Here is a 22,225-nt window from a genome sequence, read left to right as displayed (position 1 = left end):
GCTCCACGAAAGATGAGGCATGACTGAGCAGAAGTTGTCAGACACCTCTGCCGCTCCCAGCGTCCGGACGATGCGGGCGTCGGCCCCGTTCGACCTCCACGGTTCCGCGGGGCCGGTCGCTCCGGGGCCCGGGGCGGTCGCCGCGCTGCGGCCGCTGAACCCGGACCAGGCCCGTCTCGACACGGGAGGCCTGCTGGGGCGGTGGCAGCGGCGCAACGCCGAGGACACGCTGCCGCACTGCGTGGACAACCTGCACCACGCCGGGAACATCGGCAACCTCCGAGCCGCCGCGGGCGAGTCGGATGAGGCGTTCGCCGGCATGTGGTTCGCCGACTCCGACGTGCACAAGACGTTGGAGGCCGCGGCCTGGGAGCTGGGCACCTCGTCCGGCGACGAGGCGCTGCGGTCGTTCGTGGAGGACACGGTCGCGTTGCTCGCCCGCGCCCAGCAGGCGGACGGCTACCTCAACTCCTACTTCACCGTCGTCGCGCCGGACGAGCGGTGGCGCAAGCCGGACTGGAGCCACGAGCTCTACTGCGCCGGCCATCTCTTCCAGGCGGCGGTGGCGGCGGCCCGCACCGGTGTGAGCCCCGCGCTGGTGGCCGTGGCCCGGCGGTTCGCGGACCTGCTGGTGGAGCGGTTCGGCCCGGGCGGTGTCGAGGAGGTCTGCGGGCATCCGGAGATCGAGACCGCGCTCGCCGAGCTGTACCGCCTGACCGGCCACCGGCCCTATCTGGACCTGGCGCGCCGGTTCCTCGACCTGCGCGGACGGGGGCTGCTCGGGCACGGGCGGTTCGGGCCCGCCTACTATCAGGACCACGTGCCCGTACGGGAAGCCCGCGAGGTCACCGGCCACGCCGTACGCCAGCTCTACCTGCTGGCCGGGATGGTCGACGTGGGCGTGGAGACGGGCGACCACGTGCTGCTGGACGCGGCCGAGCGACTGTGGGAGGACGCCGTCCACCGGCGCTCCTACGTGACCGGCGCGCACGGCTCGCGCCACCGCGAGGAGGCGTACGGCGACCCGTACGAGCTGCCGCCCGACCGGGCCTACGCCGAGACCTGCGCGGCGATCGCGAGCGTCCACGCGAACTGGCGGCTGCTGCTGGCCACCGGCCGGGCCCGCTACGCCGACGAGATGGAGCGGGCGCTGTACAACGCGGTCGCCGCCGCCGTGTCGTCCGACGGCAGGCACTTCTTCTACTCCAACCCCCTGCAGTTGCGCACGGGACACGCGAGCTCGGGTGAGGAGGCGGCGTCGCGCCGGCTGCCCTGGTACTCGTGCGCCTGCTGCCCGCCCAACATCGCCCGGCTGATGGCCTCGCTGCACGGCTATCTGGCCACCGCCCACGACGACGGCCTGCAGATCCACCTGTACGCCTCGGGCAGCGTGAACGCCGAGGTCGCGGGCGCCGCCGTACGGGTGGACGTGCGCACCGAATACCCCTGGCAGGGCCGGATCGAGCTGACCGTGACCTCCGAGACCGCCGCCACCTGGACGCTCGCGCTGCGGGTGCCGGCCTGGTGCGACGCGTACACGGTCCGTATCGACGGCGGCCCGGTGATGGCCCCCGCACGGGACGGCTACATCCGGCTCACCCGGGCCTGGGCGCCGGGCACGACGGTCGTCCTCGATCTGGAGATGCCGGTCCGGCAGGTGAGCGCGCATCCGCGAGTGGACGCGGTGCGGGGCTGCGTCGCCCTGGCGCGCGGCCCGCTCGTGTACTGCCTGGAGCAGGCCGACCTGCCGCCCGGCACGGTCCTGGAGGACGTGCGGCTGGACCCTGCCGTCCCTGCCGTCCCTGCCGTCCCTGCGGTCGCCGCCGCTCCGATCACATCAGGTCACCGGGAGGACCTGCCGGACATCCCGGTCGTGATCAACGCGGGCGGGCTGGTCGCCCACGCCGGCGACTCGCTGTACGCCACCGGGATCAGGCGGGAGCGGCCGGGCACGTCGTTCACGCTCACGGCGGTGCCGTACTTCCTGTGGGGCAACCGGAGCGAGGGCCCGATGCGGGTCTGGATCCCGGTCGCCGCCACGGAATGACCTCGCGGGCCGCAGCGTACGGCCCGCGTCGACAGAGGGACCGCTCGCGGCGCGCGCCGCCGAATTCGGGGCGGGCGGTCCCGGCTTCACCTCCTCTCCACCCCCCACCTGAGCACAGAAAGAGCGAGGTAAGTAGATGCGCAGACCCCGACGCGCGACCCTGTTGTCCGCGCTGGCCGTGTCGCTGGCCGTGTCACTGACCGGGGCGCTCGTCCCACTGGCGCCCGCCGAGGCGGCGGGCGCCACCCTGACGGTGAACGTGGCGCAGCCCTTCCGGCCCGTCACCCACGTCGCGGCCGGCGGTCTGTACGGCCTGGCGGAAAACAGCCGCCCGGCCGACTCCGCGCTGCTGCCGCTGAAGGTCAACTCGCTGACGCAGCCCGCCCCCGGCGTGGGGCAGAGGCCCAACGGCCAGCCACCCGGCGGCGACTCGCTGCTCGTTGCACCGCAGGCCATCCGTGTCGGGGCCGGGGAGTTCGTCCGGATGCCGGACATCTATCCGAACTTCCCCTATCAGTGGGTGAGCTGGGACGACTGGCTGGCCAAGGTGAACACGATGGTCCGGGCCAGGCTCAACGCGACCTCGGTGACCAACGTCATCGGCTGGGAGCTGTGGAACGAGCCCGACTGGACGTGGAACACCTCCGCCGCCGGGTCGTTCAACGACGGCTGGACGCGCACCTACCGGGCCGTGCGGGCACTGGACGCCACGACGCCGATCGTCGGCCCGAGCATCGCCTACTACAACCGCTCCTGGTTGTCGTCGTTCCTGAGCAGCGCCAAGGCCGCGGGCACACTGCCCGACATCATCTGCTGGCACGAGCTGGGCGACCCCACCGCCATCGCCGCGCACATCGCCGACTACCGCTCCCTGGAGTCCTCGCTCGGCATCAGCCCCCGCCGCATCGCGATCAACGAGTACGCGGCCACCAGTGAGGTGGACGTCCCCGGCCGCATCGCCAGCTACGTGGCCAAGTTCGAGCGCGCCGGCGTCGAGATGGCGCACCGGGCGTTCTGGTACGAATACGGCACCATGAACGGGCTTGTCGTCAACAACAGCCAGCCCACCGGCACCTGGTGGCTGTACAAGTGGTACGGCGACATGGCCGGCCGCATGGTCACCACCACCCCGGCCACCCAGACCGGGCTGGACGGTTTCGCCTCCTACGACTCCACCCGGAAGATCGTCAACGTGGTCTTCGGCAACGAGCCGGGCACCAACACGGTCCGCGTCACCGGCATCGGCGCGCTGGGCTCCTCGGTCCGGGTGACCCTGCAGTCGACCCCCGCGAACGGCCGGTTCACCGCCGTGACCGCGCCCACGACCATCTCCACGAGCACGTACGCCGTGAGCAACGGGCAGATCGACGTGTCGGTGCCGAACATGTCGGCGACCAGCGCCTACAACCTGGTGATCCAGCCGGTCAGCGGTGTGCCGTCCTACCAGCAGCGCTATGAGGCGGAGAACGCGGCCGTCTTCCGCGCCCAGCGGCTGACCGGCTCCAGCGCGTCCGAGGGCGGCTACGTCGGGCGCATCGACAACAACAACGGTGATCACAACACGGACAGCTACGTCGACTTCGTGGTGAACGTGCCCACCGCCCGGGCGTACACGATGACCATCGGCTACGCCAACGCCACCGGGGCGACCGCCACGCAGGGGCTGGCGTACAACGGCGGCGCCTGGACGACGGTCAGCTATCCGCCCACCGCCGCCTGGGGCCAGTTCGGCGCCACGGTCAGCACCACGGTGAACCTGCGGGCGGGCTACAACATGATCCGCCTGGCCAAGGGGTCCCCCTCCTTCGGCGGCGGAACCGGCTATGCCGAGCTGGACTACATCCAGCTCACCTGAACCAACCTGAGCCGCCGCGCGGGTTCGCGCCCTGACCGCGTGGACCCGCGCCGGTGAACGAGATGACAGCGGCCGGACGCCGGCCGTCGAAAGGAAGAACGATATGAAGAGCCTCGACAGGGGCCGGCGCGTCGCCGGCCTGGGCCTGGTGGTCCTCGCCGTCGCGGGCGGTCTCACCGCGTGCTCCGGGTCGTCCGGCGACGGCGACGGCGCCTCCTCGGCGGGCGCGAGCCAGGCCGCCGGGGGCGGGACCTACACGATCTGGGACCCCTACCCGCAGTTCGACGACTCCTCCGACTGGGTGAAGCTGCTCACGCAGTGCGGGACGCAGGCCGGGGTGACCGTCAAGCGGACCGGCTACGACACCACCGACCTGACCAACAAGGCGCTGCTGGCGGCCCAGCAGGGCAACTCGCCGGACGTGCTGATCGTGGACAACCCGGTCGTCTCGACGCTGGCGGAGGCGGGGGTGCTCACCTCGACCGACGAGACGAAGATCGACACCTCGACCGTCTCGCCGAACCTGCTCGCGGCGGGCCAGCTCGGCGGCAAGACGTACGGCATCCCGATCGGGGCCAACACCCTCGCCCTCTACTACAACAAGGCGGTGTTGAAGAAGGCCGGCGTGGACGCGGCCGCGGTGAAGGACTGGGCGTCGCTGACCGCGGCGCTGGAGAAGGTGAAGGCGGCGGGCAAGAAGGGCATCACGTTCTCGGCCATCGGCACCGAGGAGGGCAGCTTCCAGTTCCTGCCCTGGTTCTGGGGCTCCGGCGCGAACCTCACGAAGCTCGACTCCGCGGAGGGTGTGGCGGCGCTGTCGCTGTGGACCGACTGGGTGAAGAAGGGCTACGCCCCCACCTCCGTCATCAACAACACCCAGACCACGAGCTGGCAGGAGTTCGCGACCGGGGACTTCGCCTTCGGCGAGAACGGCACCTGGCAGCTCGCCAACGCCAAGAAGACCGGCTTCGACTACGGCATCATCCCGATCCCCGCCAAGGATGGCGGCACCGCCCCCGCCCCGACCGGCGGCGAGTTCGTCACCCTTCCCGTGCAGAAGGACGCCGCCCGCTACGTCGCCTCCCAGAAGCTGGTGACGTGCCTGGCCAGCACCGGCAACTCCTACACCACCGACACCACGCTGTCGTACATCGCGCCGACCGAGGAGGTGCAGACCAAGCAGGTCGAGCAGAACGCCGAGCTGAAGGTGTGGGTGGAGGCGGTCAAGGCCGCCAAGGGCCGCACCAGCGACAACCTCGGCACGAAGTACCCGAAGATCTCCGAGCCCATGTGGAAGGCGATGCAGGCCGCGCTGAGCGGGTCGCAGCCGCCGCAGGAGGCCTTGACGGCAGCCCAGGCCACGGCGGCGAGCGCCGTCCAGTAGCGTCCGGGCCCGGGGCGTCGTCTCCGGGCCCGCCTCTGGTCGTCCAGATGAAGGAAAGCATGAAACACGCAACACAGACGCCGGCCCCGCCGACCGCGGCGGGCCGGCGGGAGCGGGCCCCGGCGTCACGGGCCGGAGGCGGCCGCCGCGCACCCGCACGGCGATCGGGTCAGTGGGCCGCGTGGGCGTTCCTCGCGCCGGTGGTGGTCTACCTGCTCGCGTTCTACGTCTATCCGCTGTACCGCAACGTCGACCTGAGCCTGCGGAACTACACGGTGCGGTCGTTCGTGCAGGGGGACGCGCCGTTCACGGGGCTCGCCAACTACGCGAAGGTCGTCCGCGACGCCACCTTCGGGCCGGCGCTGTGGCACACGGTGGTGTTCACCGCGGTGTCGCTGGCCTTCCAGTTCACCATCGGGCTCGCCCTGGCCGTGTTCTTCACCCGGAACTTCCGGCTGTCGGCGACCCTGCGCGCGCTGTTCCTGGTGCCGTGGCTGCTGCCGCTGATCGTGTCGTCCTCGACCTGGTCGTGGATGCTCAACAGCGAGTCGGGCGTGGTCAACGCGGTGCTCGCGGCGGTGGGGATCGACCCGGTCAACTGGCTGACGTCCCCGGACTGGTCGCTGTGGTCGGTGACCATCGCCAACATCTGGATCGGGATCCCGTTCAACCTCGTCGTGCTGTACAGCGGCCTGCAGGCGATCCCCTCCCACATCCACGAGGCGGCGGCCCTGGACGGGGCGACCGGCTGGCAGCGGTTCTGGCGGGTGACGTTCCCGCTGCTGCGGCCGGTCTCGGCGATCACGCTGCTGCTCGGGCTGGTCTACACGCTGAAGGTGTTCGACATCATCTGGATCATGACGAAGGGCGGGCCGAGCGACGCGTCCACGACGCTGGCCACCTGGTCCTACCGGCTGGGCTTCGGCAACCTGCTGCCCTCCTTCGGGCCCGGCGCGGCGGTCGGCAACCTGCTGATCGTGATCGCGCTGGTCTTCGGCCTCGTCTACATCCGCGTGCAGCGACGGCAGGGGGCGGCATGACGCAGACCCGGCGCACCTGGTGGCGGACCGGCCTGGGCGTGGTGTTCACCGCGCTCATGCTGTTCCCGGTCTACTGGATGATCAACGTGTCGTTCACCCGCGACCAGGACATGCGCAAGTCGCCGCCGTACTGGTTCCCCGTCCACGGGACGCTGGAGGGGTACCGCGCGGTGCTGGAGCAGCAGGGGCCCTACCTCGCCACCAGCCTCGTGGTGGGGCTGGGCACCGTGGCCCTGACGCTGGTGATCGCGGCGCCCGCGGCCTACTCGCTGGCCAAGCTGCGCCCGCGCGGCGGCGGGGTGCTGAGCTTCGTGCTGCTGATCGCGCAGATGATCCCCGGCGTGATCATGGCGATGGGGTTCTACGCGATCTATCTGAGCACCGGAGTGCTGAACACCGTGCCGGGGCTGATCGTGGCCGACTCCACGCTGGCGGTGCCGTTCGCGGTGCTGATCTTCACCGCGTTCATGTCCGGCATTCCCGAGGAGCTGATGCAGGCGGCCCGGGTGGACGGTGCGGGTGCATTCCGCACGTTCTGGTCGGTCGTGCTGCCGGTCAGCCGCAACTCGGTCATCACCGTGTCGCTGTTCGCGTTCCTGTGGGCCTGGTCGGACTTCGTCTTCGCCTCCACCCTCGACCAGGGCGGCGGCCACCAGCCGATCACGCTGGGGATCTACCACTACATCGGCAACAACAACCAGGAGTGGAACGCCATCATGGCCACCGCCGTGGTCGCCTCCATCCCGGCCACCGTGCTGCTCGTCATCGCCCAGCGTTACGTCGCCGCGGGCGTCACCGCCGGCGCCGTCAAGGACTGAGGACTCTGGTGCGGGTATGGATCCCGCTCGCACCACAGGAGCGCTGACAGGGGCCACGGATCGTCCGTCGCCTCTGTACGCACCACACGTCAGGGGATCCCGGGCCGGCCCCTGCCGTCCCGCCCCTCGGAGGAAGCGCCCCGCATACCCAAGAACGCCGTCATCTGCGGCGCTCCTGAATGTTAGCGCTAACATCTCGTGCCGACGGCACCGGCCCGGGAGCCCTTCGAGACGACGCACAACGGATGTGAACGCCCCCTCGTTCACGCAACGCAAAGGAGTAGCACCCATGTCTCGAACGGCATCCTCCTCGGGAGGTGCTTCAGCCCCGCGCCGTGGCCGCGACCGGGTCCGGGGCGCGTCCCGCCGCGTGGGGGCCCTGGTGGCCGCGCTCACGAGTGCGGCCGCGGGAGCCGCCCTCTCCGCCGCGCCCGCGTCCGCGGCCGCGGCGCCGGTCCCCGCGTCCACGCTCGTGGTGAAGGCCGACCAGCCTTTCCGCCCGGTCACGCATGTCGCGACGGGGTCCCTGTACGGCCTCGCCGACGACGCGACGCCCTCCGACGCCCTGGTCAAGGCCATCAAGCCGAACACCTTCGTCCAGATGGCCGTGGGCGGCAAGCAGCAGGCCAAGGGCGACGTGCTGGTGGTCGCCGACAAGGCGGCCAGAGCGGGCGCGAAGGTCGTGAACCGCCTGTCGGACTACTACGCGGGCTGGCCGTACAAGTTCAGCTGGGACACCTGGCCGGGCGTGGTGGAGCAGCAGGTCAAGGCCGTCCAGGCGTCCGGAGCGACGAACATGGCGGCGTACGAGCTGTGGAACGAGTCGGACAACACCTGGCTCTCGTCCAACGGCACCTACGAGGACTTCTGGACGAAGACCTTCCGTCAGGTGCGATCGCTCGACCCGACCACGCCGATCCAGGGCCCGAGCTTCTCCGACAACATCAACGACATGGAGAAGTTCCTGAGGAACGCGGTCGAGACCGACACGGTCCCCGACATCCTCGCCTGGCACGAACTGATCAACTCGGGCAAGATCGTGGGTGACCTCGCCAAGGTCAACGCCATCATGAAGGACCTCGGCATCAGTCCGCGCCCGATCGCGATCGAGGAGTACGCGGCGCCCTCCGAGGTCGGCATCCCGGGCGCCCTGGTGGGGTACATCGCGAAGTTCGAGCGATACGGCATCCACGACGCCGAGCTCGCGTTCTGGAACGGCTACGGCGCGCTCGGCGACCTGCTGACCGGCACCGGCGGAAGCCCGAACGGCGCCTACTGGCTCTACAAGTGGTACGCCGACATGAGCGGGGACATGGTCACCACCACCCCGCCCAACGCCACGACCGGCCTCGACGGCGCCGCCGCCGTGCCCGGCGACAAGAAGCAGGTCAGCGTGGTCTTCGGCGGCGGCAGCGGCGCCACCGCCGTCAAAGTCGACGGACTGGACAAGCTCGACCTGGGCGGCACCGTCCACGCCACGCTCGAGTACACCCCGTCGTACGGGCGCACCAACCCCGTCGCCGGCCCGATCACCATCTCCGACACCGTCTACCAGGTGACCGACGGCTCCATCACCGTGCCGGTGGCGATGAGCTCCGCCGACGCCTACCACCTGGTGATCAGCGGCGCCGGTACGGCGACCGACCTCGAGAGCACCTACCGGATCACCAATCTCAACAGCGGGCTCGCGCTCGACACCCACGATGCGGGGACGTCGGCCGGGACCCTCGTGAACCAGGCCACCGTCGCGGGCGGCGCCACGCAGAAGTGGAAGCTGGTCGCCACCGGCTCCGGCCTGTACAAGGTGGTCAACGCGGCCAGTGGCCTGGTGCTCGGGGTGAAGGACGCCTCGTCCGGCAACGGCGCGTCCGCTGTCGTGGAGACCGACACCGGCGGCAACACCCAGCTCTGGCAGGTCGTCCCCGACGGGAAGGGCCACAACCAGCTCGTGAACTACGACACAGGTCTGGTGCTCGCCGTCGACGGCATGAGCAAGGACTCGGGCGCCCAGGTCGTGCAGTGGAGTGACACCACCGTCACGTCCTCCGGTATCGGCGGCACCCGGGTGGCCGGCAAGCTCGGGAAGGCCGTCGCGCTGTCCGGAGCCAACCAGTACGTCAACGTGCCGCGAGGCGCGGTGAGCGGCGTCACGGGCGACTTCACGGTCTCGACGTGGGTCAACCCGGCCAAGAACACGACGTGGTCGCGCGTCTTCGACTTCGGCACCGGCGCGTCGAACTACATGTTCCTGACGCTCAACAAGAACACCGGGCTCCGCTTCGCCATCACGACCAGCGGCGCCGGCGGGGAGCAGCAGATCAGCTCCACCACGACGCTTCCGCTCAACACCTGGTCGCTGGTGACGGTGACCGTGTCCGGCACCACCGGCACCCTCTACGTCAACGACCAGGTCGTGGGCACCAACACCAACCTGACCCTGCACCCCTCCAGCCTCGGCGCCACCACCCAGAACTGGATCGGCCGCTCGCAGTACTCGGGGGACCCGTACCTGGCCGCCGCGGTCGACGACTTCAACGTCTACAGCCGCGCGCTGACCGCGTCCGAGGTGTCCACCCTCGCGACCGGTCAGGCCGGCGCGGGCGACGTCCTGCGCTACACGTTCGACGAGAGCACGGGAACGGCCGTCGCGGACTCGTCGGGCAACGGACGCAACGCGACCGTCGTCGCCAGCCCGGCGCCCGCGACAGGCGACGCCGCCGTCCCCGACCATTTCTGGACCCTCGCGCCCTACCTGACGATCAAGGGCGTCTCGGTGGCCGACGGCGCCACCGTCTCCGGCACGCCGACCTTCACCGTCGACCTCGGCGGCACGGCGTCCGACGTGTCCTACACCTACATCGAGCTCAACCGCGACGGTGTCTGGCTGACCGACAACACCAAGGCACCTGGCAGCCACAACGACGGGCTCCACCCCAACCTCGTCGTCGACACCACCGCCTACCCGAACGGCACCTACCAGCTCAAGATCGACGCGGTCGGCACGAACGGGCTGACCACCGAGCAGACCGTCTCCATCGTCATCGGCAACCCGCCGGCCTGGGCCGCCACCACCGTCTACGACACCGGTGACCAGGTGTCCTACCACGGATCGGTCTGGCGCGCCTCGTGGTGGACGAAGAACCAGACCCCCGGCGATCCGTACGGCCCGTGGCAGGAGATCGTGACCACGGCGGACGGCACCGCTGCCTGGACCCCGTCACGGATCTTCGTCGCCGGCGACCGGGCGGACTACCAGGGCGTCGTCTACCAGGCGAAGTGGTGGACCCGCAACCAGAAGCCAGGCGACCCGAACGGTCCCTGGAAGCGCGTCGGATAAACCCGGCCGATGTCGCCGGGCCGGGCGTCCTCCGGGCGCCCGGCCCTTCGACGTGCGGCACGTCAACTCGTTTCGGGGGTTTCCGAACCTCGGCCGGCGGTGTGGTCGGAGACGGATCCGAGCTTGTCGGGGTTGCTGACCACGTAGATGTCGCGCACCTGCTCCCCGCCCGCGTCGAGGTCGAGCACCATCACCGCGAGGGGCGCGTCCTCCGCGAAGATGACCACGGAGGGGTCGCCGTTGACCTGGCGGTGCCGGACGTCCACGCCGCCGCGCGCGTTGGCCACGACCACCCGGGCGACCTTGTCGCGGCCGCGGATCGGACGCGGCCCGCCCACCGCCGACTTGCCTCCGCCGTCGGGCCACAGGACGACGTCGGGCGCGAGCATCTCCATCAGCGCGGGCAGGTCGCCGCCGAACGCCGCCTCGACGAAGCGCTCGGTCACCTCCCGGTGCGTACGCCGGTCGACCCGGGCGCGTGGACGCCGCGCCTGTACGTGTTCGCGGGCCCGGTGGGCGAGCTGCCGGATCGCGGTCGGGCTGCGGTCCAGCATGGCGGCGATCTCGGTGTGCTGGTAGGCGAACACCTCGTGCAGGACGAACACGGCCCGCTCCAGCGGGGTGAGCGTCTCCAGGATCACCAGCAGCGCGATCGACACCGACTCCGCGCGTACGGCGGGCTCGGCGGCGTCGGGACCGGTGATCAGCGGTTCCGGCAGCCACGGGCCCAGGTAGGTCTCCTTGCGCCTGCGCAACGCGCTCTGGTGAGTGAGGGCCTGGTTGACCGCGACACGCACCAGGTAGGCGCGGGGGTTGTCGATGCCGGCCACATCCCGCGCCGCCCACGCCAGCCAGGTCTCCTGAAGCACGTCCTCGGTGTCGCCGACCGTGCCGAGCATGTTGTAGACGATGGAGAACAGCAACTCGCGGTGGCCGGCGAACACCTCGGAAGCGTCGGCCGCGGGGATTTCACGCATCATGGGACTCCTTACCGCTACGGATACCGGATCAGCGCGTCGCGTGCAGCACCAGGGCGGGATCGAGCGCCAGCGTGGCGGCCGCCAGGCCGAGGAACACGATCGCCAGGTAGAACTGGGGCGAGAAGTCGCCGACGCGCAGATGGGTGTACAGGGCGCAGACGAAATAGAGGACAAGGCCCGCGGCGGCGGCCGTGCCGACGAGGGGCACGCCGAGCAGCCCGAGCGCGAGTCCCAGCGCGCCCAGGGCCTTCAGCGCGCCGATCGGCCAGACCAGCCACGACTCCGGCACGCCGGCGCGGGCGAGCGCGGGGCCGAGGGTACGCATGATCGGCGCGAACCGGGTCATGGCCGCGAATCCGGAGAACGTGTTGAAGGCGATGGTCACCAGAGCGGTGACGACGTAGGCGGTCGGCATCGCAGGCTCATCCGTTCCGGAAGGCGGCGATGTGGTCGGCCACCCAGTCGGCGTACGTCCGTGCGGGACGGCCCAGGACCTTGTCCATCTCACCCGTCGGGGGATGCTGGTCGCGGCCGGCGTAGTGGTCGTACCTGGCCATCAAGGCGCGCACGAACGGTTCGGGCAGCCCCATGCCGATCAGGTGCGCGGCGACGGCCCGCGATGGGACTTCCTCGAAGCGCAGGGGCCTGCCGAGCGCGGCGGCGATCACGGCCACCATCTCCTCGTGCGACAGCGACTCCGGCCCGGTGAGCTCCAGCCGGCGGCCCACCAGTTCGTCGGTGAGCAGCGCGCGGGCCGCGACCTCGGCCAGATCCCGCTCGTCGAGCACGGACTCCCGGAAGCCCGCGTGCACGTAGCGCACGACGTCTCCGGCGCGGATCTGGGCGCCCCACGCCTGCAGGGTGTTGCCGGCGAAGGCGCTGGCGCGCAGGCTGGTCCAGGCCAGGCCGCTGGCGACGGCCGCCTCCTCGGCCTCCTTGTTCCGGTCTCCCCGATGGCGGGACGGCTGCAGGTCGAACGGGTCGTCGATGTTCATCGCCGACAGGGCCACCACTTTGCGCACGCCCCGCTCGGCGGCCAGCGCGAGGAGCCGGTCGGCGGAGTCGCCGAAGGTGCGCGAGTGCAGGAAGATCGCCTCGACGCCGGCGAAGTGCCCGGCCGTCGTGTCGGGCCGGGCCGGGTCGCCCTGGACGACCTCCACGCCGTGCGGCAGGGCCGCGTCGCGCGGAGAGCGGCTCACGGCACGTACGCGGGCGCCTTCGGCGACGAGTCGCCGGACGACGAGACGCCCGACGGCGCCGGTCGCGCCGGTGATGAGGATCATGGTTTTCGCCTTCGTCCGGTCAGCGCGGGTTGGTGGGCAGGAAGTGACGGGCGTGCTCGGCGGCCCACTGGGCGAACGTGCGCGGCGGACGGCCGACGACCTGCTCCACGTGGTCGGTCAGGGTGGTGGCGTACTCGTTGGGCGTGCCGTACATCCGCAGCAGGCTCTCCACCAGGTCCGCCTCGTCGGCTCCCGCGGCCTCGGCGAACGCGCGGAAGAGGGACAGCGGCGGACGCCGGCCCGGCACGCTCCACTCGCGGCGCACCTGGTCAGGGGTGAGCTCCTCGAACCGCAGGTCACGTCCGGTCGCCTCGGCGATGATCGCGACCATCCGCCGTGCGGTGAGCACCTCGGGGCCGGTGAGGTGATAGGACCTGCCGCCGTGACCGTCCTGCGTCAGCACGGCCGCCGCGACGGCGCCGATGTCGTACTCGTCGACCGGCGGGCTCTGGCGATCGCCGTACGGCTCACGCACCCGCCCGGTGGTCCGCAGCGACTCGCCCCAGTCGTTCAGGAAGTTGGCCATGAACTGCATCGGCCGCAGGAAGGTCCACTCCAGGCCGCTCGCCCTGACGGCCGGCTCCAGCGTGCCCTCCTGCCAGCCGCCCAGGACGGTGGCCCTGCCGACCCCGGCCCGTTCCGCGAGAGCGACGATGTCGCGTCCGTTGGCAAGAGGCCGGTAGCCGACGCCGAAATTGATCAGATGGACGGCGGTGACGCCGTCGAAGGCCTCCTCCAGGCCGGCGGCGTCGGTGAGGTCACCCGCCGCCACCTCCACGCCGTACGGCAGGACGGCCCGGCCGGGGTCGCGGGTCAGCGCCCGCACCTTCCGGCCGCGCTCCAGTAGATGCCGGACGACCTGCCGTACGGTGCCGGTGGCTCCGGTGACGAGAACGGTCATACCGAGGTGCTCCTTGTCGCCGTGGATCACGCCGTCCCGTCCGCTGTGGCGCGTACGGGAACGGTCACGCCTCCTAAGAGGACCGGCGGGGAGCGAAGTGTGACGTCGCGGGCGGCGACCACACTCGGATGTTCGCGTGTTCTCGACCACCGGATCGCGCAACGGGGCCCGTCAGCGTCTCGATCACGTTTCTCGATCCCGGGAGGTTGTATGAGCTGGTTGAGGAAACGGCTGGCCACGATCGCCGCCATCACGCTCGCAGCGCCCGTCGTGGCCGTCGTCCTGGCCGCTCCGGCGAGCGCCACGTGAGCGTCCGCCGGCCTGCCCTGTCCCTACGGTGCGGCGCTGCGAAGGCGGAGCCGACATGGACAAAGCCGGCTGGGCGCATCGAGGGCAGAGCCGATCGTCGAGGCCCAGGCTTGGAAAAGCATCCTCGTGCTCTACGCCGACGGCCTCGGGCCACACAGGCGGGATCTCACCCCATGCCCTCCTATGACGGATCGTGTGAAGCGGGGCCGCAGACAACCTCCGCCGGGGTTGGCGAGCACGGCATGGTCCAGTCGGGTGTCGTCACGAGCACGCCGGTGGCGGATGGCACGCTCAAGGTGTAGACGGTGTGGCAGTCAGGGTTCACCCGTCCTGGGCCCCGCGCGCAGGTCACCTCGACACGCAGCGTCTTCCCCGACTCCCAGGTCTCGCTCATCGAGGGCGGTCCCCCGCCGTGCCAGGTGGTCTCCCGTTTGACGGTGATGCGTCCGGGGACGCCCGGAGCGACCCGCACGTCGACCCTACCCCGCAGGTCCACGATGATGTGGGGCGTCGTGACAGCGTACGTCACGGTCCTCGTCTCGGTCGACCTCTCATCGAGGACCGACGACTCGTAGGAGCCGGGGAAGGTGAAGTCGTAGCTGTGGGGAACGCGGATCTCCGTCCACGCCGCCAACGCCATCGCCACCACCGCCGACACGGTCAGCACCGCGCCGGCGGTGATCCATCTGGTCCGCACCGCTCTTCGCATCATGTAGCCTCTCAAATCCTCAGGAATCGCAGTACGGCCAGCACCCGCCGGTGATCCTTCTCGGCGCCGGACAGCCCGAGCTTGGCGAAGATGTTGTTGATGTGCTTGCCGACCGCACTTTCGGAGACCACGAGGGCCTCGGCGATCCCGGCATTGGACCGTCCCTCCGCGATCAGCGCGAGCACCTCCTTCTCCCTGCGGGTCAGCAGGTCCAGTGGATCGCTATGTCGGCGCACCAGAAGCTGGGCGACCACCTCGGGGTCCAAGGCGGTGCCGCCCGCGGCAACCCGCCGCAGCGAGTCCAGGAACTCGGCGACGTCGGCCACCCGGTCCTTGAGCAGATATCCGATGCCGGTCGTCGCCGTGGACAGCAATCGGGTCGCGTAGCGTTCCTCGACGTACTGCGAGAGCACGAGGATGGGCAGCTTCGGCCGCCGGTGCCGCAGCAGCAGCGCCGCGCGCAGACCCTCGTCGGTGTGCGTCGGCGGCATTCGCACGTCCGTGACGACGAGATCGGGCTCGTGGTCGTCCACCGCCCGTAGCAGCCCCTCGGCGTCGGACACCGCGGCCACGACCTCGACGCCGGCGGATCCGAGGACCCAGACGAGGCCCTCCCTGAGGAGGACGGAGTCCTCGGCGAGCACTACGCGCACGGTAGCTCCACCTCTATCGTCGTCGGGCCACCGCTCGGGCTGTCGATGCGCAGGGTCCCGTCCACCGATCCAGCACGCTGCGCGAGGCCGCGCAGGCCCGACCCCTTGGCGGGCTCGGCGCCCCCTTGGCCGTTGTCGCGTACAAGGAGGCGGAGCACGTCACCGTCGCGGCGCACGGTGACGTCGGCCTCGGAGGCTCGTGCGTGCTTTGCGACGTTGGTCAGCGCTTCGGAGACGACGAAGAACGCCACCGCCTCGATCACGGCAGAGGCGCGTTCCGGCACGTCGACGCTGAGTCGCACGGGGAAGGGGGCGCGCGCGGCGAGGCCGGACAGCGCCGCGTCCAGGCCCTGGTCGTTGAGCACGGCCGGGTGCAGCCCCCGAACGACGTCGCGCAGTTCCTTCAACGCTTGCTTGGCTTCCTCATGAGAGCGCACGATCACCTGACGAGCGGGCTCGGGCAGATCGGTGAAGGCGGTGCGGGCCATGCCGAGGTTCAGGGCGAGGGACACGAGCCGCTGCTGCGTGCCGTCGTGCAGGTCGCGTTCGATCCGGCGGCGTTCCGCGTCGGCGGCCTCGACGACCTCGGCCCGGCTTTCCCGCAGGATCTCCACTCGCCGGGCCAGGTCGTCGTTGAGGCTGGCACCGAGCAGTGCCCGCGCCGCGACCGTGTCGAGAGCGGTGATCCCTCGAAGCAGCCAGGGCACCACCACGAACAGCGCGAGCGCGGCCGCTGCGGGCGGTGCGGTGGCCCAGCCGCCTCCGGCGATCAGGAGTTGCACGGTGATGATGGCCGCGACCAGGCACGCCGACCACGCCACGACCCCGCTCAGGAAGCCCACCGCGCCGATCAGGGGCCCGATCACCAGGTGATAGGCGATCTGACGCCACACGCTGCCCGACCGCGCCTGCAGGAGAAGCCGTCTGAGCGGGCTCCCGTCCCGGGGGAGAGGCGGTACAGGGGGGATGTCCAGGTCGAGGAAGGCGGCGAACCGGGAGCGCTGCAGCCAGGTGAGCAGCGGCACCATCCGGGTGAGGATCAGCAGCGCGACCAAGGGGACGAAGACCGTCCACGCCAGTGCTATCGACAGTGCGCCCAGCCCCAAGATCGCCGCCATCGAGATGAGCGCGATCGGGACGCCCGTCGTCACATGGATGGTACGGAGCCAGGTCCGCGACGACCAGTGGCCGTGAATTCGGTCCCAGGGAGTGGTCATGCGCCAACCGTAGAGAGCGGCAGGGCTCGACGACATGACCCGCATATCCCAGAAAAAGGTGAGGTAAGCCCCACCTTTCCTCGAGCCGCGACCTGAACGGGAGCAGCGTATGAGCATCTTCTCTGCCGTGTCATCACTACCGGGGCGAGCAGAGGGTGCCTGTGGGGGCCAACGTCAGATTCGTCAGATACCGGTCGGCGGACCCCGTCACGCATGGGTCCTTCGCCCGCAGGTAGACGACGTGGACGGGGCCGCCATAGCGGACGGTGACCGAGCCCGGGATCCTGCTCACCAGGAGCTCGGTGACCGGAAAGTCGTGCTGTCGAGAACCATGGCACGGACGCGCCCTGGGCCTCGTATGCGGCGCGGTCACGTGGGTCGTCGAGTGGCAGCCCGGGAACTGCGCAGGAGGGCGGCAGATAGCGCCCCGCCGTGCTGGTGCGCGGGTTGTAGCCAACGACATCGAAGTGCTTGCGCGGCTTGGTGAAGGACTCCGGAGCCGAGGAGAGGACACCCTGGATCCCCGGACCGCCATCGGACACGACGAGAACGCTGCCGAGACGGAGCGACGGATCGGCGGCGGGCAGCCGGGCGAGCTCCAGCTTGATCGTGGTTCTACCCGGCGCGGACCAGTCCACCGGCACCTCGATCGTGGTGCATTCCGTCTCCGCAGGCCCCTGGCCCGCAGGGCACGCCCTCCAGGTGAGGGGCGGCGCGGCCTGGGCCGCTGCCGGCGGTACGGCCACGCCCAGGAACGCGGACAGGGCCGACAGGGCGACCGGCAAGGTCTTCACTAGATGGGCGGAGCGGACCGGCGCCGGTCTGACCGGCTGGTTCGTTCGGTTCGTCATGCGCTCACCGATAGATCACGACTGGCCCGGTGACATGGCCGAGACATCCCAGAACAAGGTGAGGCACACCCCACCTCCGCACGTCTGAACCGCTCCGACTTCCGTGAAGGCCCTGAAGGCAGCATCATCTGCTGCCGGGTGCCGCTGAAGACGCAGCGTTCTCGTCGTGGGATCCGTCTCCCGGACGATCAAGGAAATCCTCGGCACAGCACGATCGTGCTGACGATGAGCACCTGCGCTCACGTGCTGCCGGAGCACCAGGCGACCGCACTCGACAAGCTCGAAAAGGCGCTACGAGGTCTCGGCTAGGGCAGTTCGCGGCGCACCAGAGCTGTGGAGAAGGCTTCTCCGGTTCTCCGGGCGTACGTCATCCGTGCGCGCACCTCGCTGAGCGAGCGTGGGCGGTAACCAGGGCCCCCACAACAACTCTTGTGAAAGCGGACACCCGCGTGCAGCAGCACCGAGAGCGTCCGCCAGCCTGCCCTGTCCCTACGGCGCGGCGCCGCGAAGGCGGAGCCGACATGGACAAGCGGCTGGGCGCATCGAGGGCAGAGCCGCTCGTCGAGGCCCAGACCTGGAAACGGCTGCTTGTACGAGGCTCGGCACGGCAAGCAGACGAAGGAGGTCTTTCCATGGGCCATACGGCCAGAGTAGGCCGACCACTCGGCATGGGCGACAGGATTTGAGCCGCCTCGCAAGAGCCTGGGGCCTGGGGCCTGGGGCCGTTCCAAGACGTCGCCGCCGACCGTGGCCGTCGACAGCGCGGGACCCGGTCGACTCCTGGCGGCTTTCCGCCAGGAATCGACCGGGTAAGCGGCAGGTCAGCCCCAGAGGGCTGAGTTGCCGAAGTTGGCGGGTTCGGTCTCACCCGCTGCTCCGACCGTGTCGGTGGTCGTGATCGTGATGGTGGCGTCGGGCAGACCCGCCGACTTCGCCGTGATGGTGGTCGTGCCGGCGTAGTAGGAACGGAACTCGATTGCCATCTTCCCGTTGAAGCCCTGGACACCCGGGGTGAAGGTGTACGACTTGCCGCCGGGCAGGATTCCCGGGCCGCTGGTGACGGTCAGCGTGACGGCGCGGGTGTCGTTGACCCAGGCACCCGACGAGTTCCGCATCGTCACCACGAGCTGGGTGTCCGTGGTGCCGTCGTCAGTGATCGTTGTCGGCGAGTACTTCCCGGCCTCCAGCGTCATCCGGGTCGCTGTCCCGCTCGTGGCCTGTTCGCGGGCCACGGGCGTGGGGTCGGCGACGTTGGTGATGCCCGTCCACCTCGACTTGTTGGCCCGGTACCAGTACCACTGGTCCTTCGGCAGCCGGTAGTAGTCGATCATGCCCATCCGGGCGTAGGTGGCCCCGAAGATCGTGCCGTGGTCGAAGCCCGCCCAGATGGCCAGTCCGGCACTTCCGGTCGTGAGCGTGAACTTGGTGCTGTCGGAGGGATCCTTCACGTCGCCGTACGTCGGGTTGTAGGTGCCGGGCCGGTCGGAGGTGTACGACCCGTACTCCGAGACGACGTTCGGCATCCAGGTGTTGACGATTTTCCCGCCGTCGCCGTTGTAACCGGCCACGTCACAGACCGAGAGCTGGTCGAGCGAGCTGCGCTGCACGCCACCCATCGCTGCCTTGCGCGTCGGATCGAGCTGGTGCGAGTAGTCGCGCATCTTGCTCACCAGCGCCTTGGCGTTGCTCAGGGTGGTCGAGGACGTGAAGAACACCTCGTTGCCCATCGACCAGGTGATGATCGAGGGGTGGTTGCGGTTGATCCGGATCATGTCGCGGAGGCCGTCCATGGCGCTCTGTTCGAAGGCCGCCTGGTTGGCCGTCTTCTGCGGATAGCCGTCCGCCTGGTAGTCGTTGACGGTGCCGGTCGGCGGGGGCTCCTTGCCGGCGGTCGCGGTCGCCCAGAAGGTGGCCTCCGACCAGAGCATGACGCCGAGCCTGTCCGTGGAGTCCGCGAAGGACGGGTCGTGGGGATAGTGCGATCCCCGGATGAAGTTCATGCCGGCTTCACGGATGTAGCGGACGTCGCGGTCGAAACCCGAGTTGGTGACGGCGTTGCTCCAGCCGCCGTGGTCCTGGTGCGCGTCCGCCCCGACGAGTAGCGTCTTGACGCCGTTGAGATAGAAGCCGTCCACCTTCCACTGTGCGCTGCGGAAGCCGAACGTGGTGTCGTAGCTGTCGACGATGACGCCGTCGTCGACGGCCCCGTCGGGGGTGCGGTCGACCACAAGAGAGGTGGTCACGGTGTAGAGCGCGGGGTTGTTCGGCGCCCAGAGATCGAGGCCCTGCAGCATGGCGGAGGTGTTCGAGAGGGATCCGCTCAGCGCGTCGAGCGTCGTCGTGGCCGCGGCGCCGAGCGTCCGTACGGGCGAGTCGAACGCCGCCAGCACGCTGGTCGATCCCTGCTTGCGTACCTCCTGGCGTGCGTAGACGTCGACCGCGGCGGAACCGTCGTTGCGGACCTCCGTCTGCGCTCTGACGTTGGAGCGGCGGGCGGCGATGTTCGCGCGCAGGTCGGTCTCGCTCGGGTACTGCGACAGGTCGATGTTCCTGTAGTACGCGGCGTTGCTCGTGTCCCAGGTCGGGTTGGTGAGCGCGGGCGTGGTGACGAAAGTGCCGTACCAGGTGACGTGGACGTTGTCGGTGACGTTCAGGAAGACGTCGCGGTAGAGGCCGCCGCTGAACTGATGGTCGCCCGTCCGAGGGGCGAGGTCCGGCTGCCAGCGGTTGTCCACGCGTACGGATATCACGTTGTCGCCGGTCCGGAGCGCGCTGGTGATGTCGAAGGCGAATCCCGTGAAGCCGCCCCGATGCGTGCCTATCTTGGTTCCGTTGACCCACACATCGGTGATGGCGAAGGCGCCCTCGGACTCGAGTTCGACGCGCTTGCCGTTCCAGGACGAGGGAACGGTGAAGTGCTTGCGATACCAGCCCAGACCCACATAGAAGGTCTGCCCGCCGGTGGAGCCGCCCACGTTGTAGGGGGCGTCGAAGTCATGGGGCAACGCCACGGGAACCCACTTCGAGTCGTCGAAGTCGGCGTTCTGGGCCCCCGTCACATCCGAACGGATGAACTTCCACCCCCGGTCGAAGTTGACCTTCTGCCGTGAGCTCGAGCCGGTCGGCGGGCTGTCCGACGGCGACGGGCTGGGTGACACCGACGATGGCGACGGGCTCGGCGTCGGTGTGGGCGTCGGGCTGGCGCTGCCTCCGGCGGTGCTCCACTTCTGGTTGGCCTGGCCGCTGCAGGTCCACAGGATGACCGCGGTCCCGTTGGCCGTGCCGTTGCCGTTCACGTCCAGGCACAGACCCGACTGCACGCCGGTTACCGACCCGTCGGCGTTCTGCCGCCACTTCTGGTTGTTGTGCCCGTTGCACGACCAGATGATGACCTTCGTGCCCGGCGAGGTCCCTCCGCCGTAGGCGTCCAAGCACCGCGTGCCGTTCAACGTCCGCAGCTCACCGGCCGAGGTGAACTCGAACGCCTGGTTGGCCTGCCCGTTGCAGTCCCAGATCTGCAGGGCGGTGCCTGGTGCGTCGGTGTTTCCCGCCACATCCAGACACAGGCCCGAGGCGGCGCTGACCAACGACGACGCCGCCGCTGCCGCTGGTGCCGCCCATGCCAGCGCCGCCGCCGGCACCGTCACCAGCGCGGCGGCCACCGCGGCGAGCCATGCCTTCCTGCGTAAGTGCGGGGGGGAATGCAACGATCCTCCTGGGGGTGCGAGCTTGACCGCGGGGGCGGCCGAGCGGCGTCGTCGCCTCGAATTTTGTGAGCGCTAACATTCAAATCCCAGGGGTGGCCCCGTTGAAGGCGGCCCAGCCAGGCTTCCGGAACGTTGCCGATATCGAGGCGGATCGTTTCCTGATTGGGAAGCTAACCAGCTCAGTCATCTCCGTCAATAGACCCGACCTATGCACCTGTGGAGGCTATGTCATCGTCACTGCGCAAATACCGAAATCTACAGCTAAATCCCCAGGTCGCGGTTGAATGCACGGTGCCGATAAGGCGTCGGCAGGCAGAAAACATTGGGTGAACAGGCGGAAAGTTTCAGCCGACTGTCGATCTGAAGGCAGGACGCACGGTTGGTGGCCTCCGGACGCCGCAAGCCACCGTGACGCCGGCGTGATCAGGTCCGGCGGCCCTTTACCGGCACTTCCGGGCCGTCTGCGACGCGGCAGGCATCCGGCGGGTACGGCTGCATGACCTCAGGCGCACCTGCGCCACGATCCTGCTCGCGCAGGGAGTGGACACCAGGACCATCAGGGGATCGGCCACAGCACGATCGTGCGCACTCGACAAGCTCGAAAGAGCGCTGGGAGGTCTCGCTCAGAGCGAGTTTGAGGTGAACGAGGGCGGCGTCCTCGACGGTATGGTCGCCGAAGTCGCAGATGGCGGCGGACCGAACCGGACCAGACCGCCACTCCCATCGGCTGACTAGCGCTGCTTGAGGCGCTGCGCTTCCTTGCGCACCTCGGCCTGAACCGACCGCTCGCGCTGCAGCCACTCGGGGTTCTCCGCCTTGATGGCGTCGATCTCGGCGGTGGTGAGCGGCCCGGTGATGCCGCCCCTGGCCAGGCCCGAGTTGGAGATGCCCAGCTTCACGGCGACGACCTGCCTGGGGTGCGGCCCGTTGCGCCGCAGATCGGCCAGCCACGCCGGCGGATCGGCCTGCAGCGCGTTCAGCTCATCCCTGGAGACGACTCCCTCCTGGAACTCGGCGGGAGTGGCCGAGAGGAGCACACCCAGCTTCTTGGCCGCGGTCGCGGGCTTCATCGTCTGAGTGGTCTTGAGCTTGGCCATGGTGCCAAGGGTACGGCGCGAAGCCGCTTTCCCTGAC

Annotated in this window: 17 protein-coding genes; 7 read left to right on the top strand and 10 right to left on the bottom strand. The window is 69.7% G+C overall.

The window, feature by feature from the left end:
* Positions 1-19: 19 nt before the first annotated feature.
* The 6 genes from QSK36_RS25405 (at position 20) to QSK36_RS25380 (ending at position 10,481) form a co-directional block, all read left to right on the top strand.
* Complete coding sequence (locus QSK36_RS25405) at positions 20-2,047, top strand: glycoside hydrolase family 127 protein (RefSeq protein WP_285784117.1); 2,028 nt, start codon at positions 20-22, stop codon at positions 2,045-2,047.
* 136 nt (positions 2,048-2,183) lie between these two features.
* Positions 2,184-3,902, top strand: a complete 1,719-nt coding sequence (locus QSK36_RS25400) for a carbohydrate-binding protein (protein ID WP_285784116.1) — start codon at positions 2,184-2,186, stop codon at positions 3,900-3,902.
* Between the two features lie 103 nt (positions 3,903-4,005).
* Positions 4,006-5,286, top strand: coding sequence for a sugar ABC transporter substrate-binding protein (locus QSK36_RS25395; RefSeq protein ID WP_285784115.1), 1,281 nt, complete (start codon positions 4,006-4,008; stop codon positions 5,284-5,286).
* Positions 5,287-5,345: 59 nt separating this feature from the next.
* Positions 5,346-6,326, top strand: coding sequence for a carbohydrate ABC transporter permease (locus QSK36_RS25390; RefSeq protein WP_182900535.1), 981 nt, complete (start codon positions 5,346-5,348; stop codon positions 6,324-6,326).
* Positions 6,323-7,144: a carbohydrate ABC transporter permease gene (locus QSK36_RS25385; RefSeq protein WP_139577467.1), complete on the top strand. Its 822-nt coding sequence runs from the start codon at positions 6,323-6,325 to the stop codon at positions 7,142-7,144. Before QSK36_RS25390 ends, QSK36_RS25385 begins: the two co-directional genes overlap by 4 nt.
* A gap of 289 nt (positions 7,145-7,433) precedes the next feature.
* On the top strand, positions 7,434-10,481 hold the full coding sequence (locus QSK36_RS25380) for a LamG-like jellyroll fold domain-containing protein (protein WP_285784114.1): 3,048 nt from the start codon (positions 7,434-7,436) through the stop codon (positions 10,479-10,481).
* A 62-nt stretch (positions 10,482-10,543) separates the two neighbouring features.
* Here QSK36_RS25380 and sigJ read toward each other — a convergent pair whose 3' ends face one another.
* The 8 genes from sigJ to QSK36_RS25340 all read right to left on the bottom strand — a co-directional run bounded on the left by sigJ (position 10,544) and on the right by QSK36_RS25340 (position 16,825).
* Positions 10,544-11,461, bottom strand: coding sequence for an RNA polymerase sigma factor SigJ (gene sigJ / locus QSK36_RS25375; RefSeq protein WP_285784113.1), 918 nt, complete (start codon positions 11,459-11,461; stop codon positions 10,544-10,546).
* Between the two features lie 28 nt (positions 11,462-11,489).
* A complete protein-coding gene (locus QSK36_RS25370) occupies positions 11,490-11,876 on the bottom strand; it encodes a DoxX family protein (protein ID WP_182900532.1) in 387 nt (128 codons plus the stop codon).
* A gap of 7 nt (positions 11,877-11,883) precedes the next feature.
* Positions 11,884-12,744, bottom strand: coding sequence for an NAD(P)H-binding protein (locus QSK36_RS25365; protein WP_285784112.1), 861 nt, complete (start codon positions 12,742-12,744; stop codon positions 11,884-11,886).
* A 19-nt stretch (positions 12,745-12,763) separates the two neighbouring features.
* Positions 12,764-13,645: an SDR family oxidoreductase gene (locus QSK36_RS25360; protein ID WP_285784111.1), complete on the bottom strand. Its 882-nt coding sequence runs from the start codon at positions 13,643-13,645 to the stop codon at positions 12,764-12,766.
* Between the two features lie 490 nt (positions 13,646-14,135).
* Positions 14,136-14,651 carry a hypothetical protein gene (locus QSK36_RS25355; RefSeq protein ID WP_285784110.1) on the bottom strand — a complete coding sequence of 172 codons (516 nt, stop codon included), beginning with the start codon at positions 14,649-14,651 and terminating at the stop codon, positions 14,136-14,138.
* A gap of 23 nt (positions 14,652-14,674) precedes the next feature.
* Entirely contained in the window at positions 14,675-15,316 is a 642-nt protein-coding gene (locus QSK36_RS25350) for a response regulator (RefSeq protein ID WP_182900528.1), read from the bottom strand.
* A complete protein-coding gene (locus QSK36_RS25345) occupies positions 15,307-16,533 on the bottom strand; it encodes a sensor histidine kinase (protein WP_285784109.1) in 1,227 nt (408 codons plus the stop codon). Before QSK36_RS25345 ends, QSK36_RS25350 begins: the two co-directional genes overlap by 10 nt.
* Positions 16,534-16,669: 136 nt before the next feature.
* A complete protein-coding gene (locus QSK36_RS25340) occupies positions 16,670-16,825 on the bottom strand; it encodes a hypothetical protein (protein ID WP_285784108.1) in 156 nt (51 codons plus the stop codon).
* Positions 16,826-17,136: 311 nt separating this feature from the next.
* On the opposite strand from QSK36_RS25340, the gene QSK36_RS25335 reads away from it, so the two are divergent.
* Positions 17,137-17,472 (top strand): hypothetical protein, encoded by a 336-nt coding sequence (locus QSK36_RS25335; protein ID WP_285784107.1) that lies wholly within the window; start codon positions 17,137-17,139, stop codon positions 17,470-17,472.
* Positions 17,473-18,205: 733 nt separating this feature from the next.
* Here QSK36_RS25335 and QSK36_RS25330 read toward each other — a convergent pair.
* Positions 18,206-21,091 carry a lectin gene (locus tag QSK36_RS25330; protein WP_285784106.1) on the bottom strand — a complete coding sequence of 962 codons (2,886 nt, stop codon included), beginning with the start codon at positions 21,089-21,091 and terminating at the stop codon, positions 18,206-18,208.
* A 731-nt stretch (positions 21,092-21,822) separates the two neighbouring features.
* Complete coding sequence (locus QSK36_RS25325; RefSeq protein WP_183543605.1) at positions 21,823-22,188, bottom strand: DUF5997 family protein; 366 nt, start codon at positions 22,186-22,188, stop codon at positions 21,823-21,825.
* Between the last annotated feature and the right edge of the window lie 37 nt (positions 22,189-22,225).

The organism is Microbispora sp. NBRC 16548 (assembly GCF_030268985.1).
Classification (GTDB): domain Bacteria; phylum Actinomycetota; class Actinomycetes; order Streptosporangiales; family Streptosporangiaceae; genus Microbispora; species Microbispora catharanthi.
This window is presented reverse-complemented; position numbering and strand designations above follow the sequence as displayed.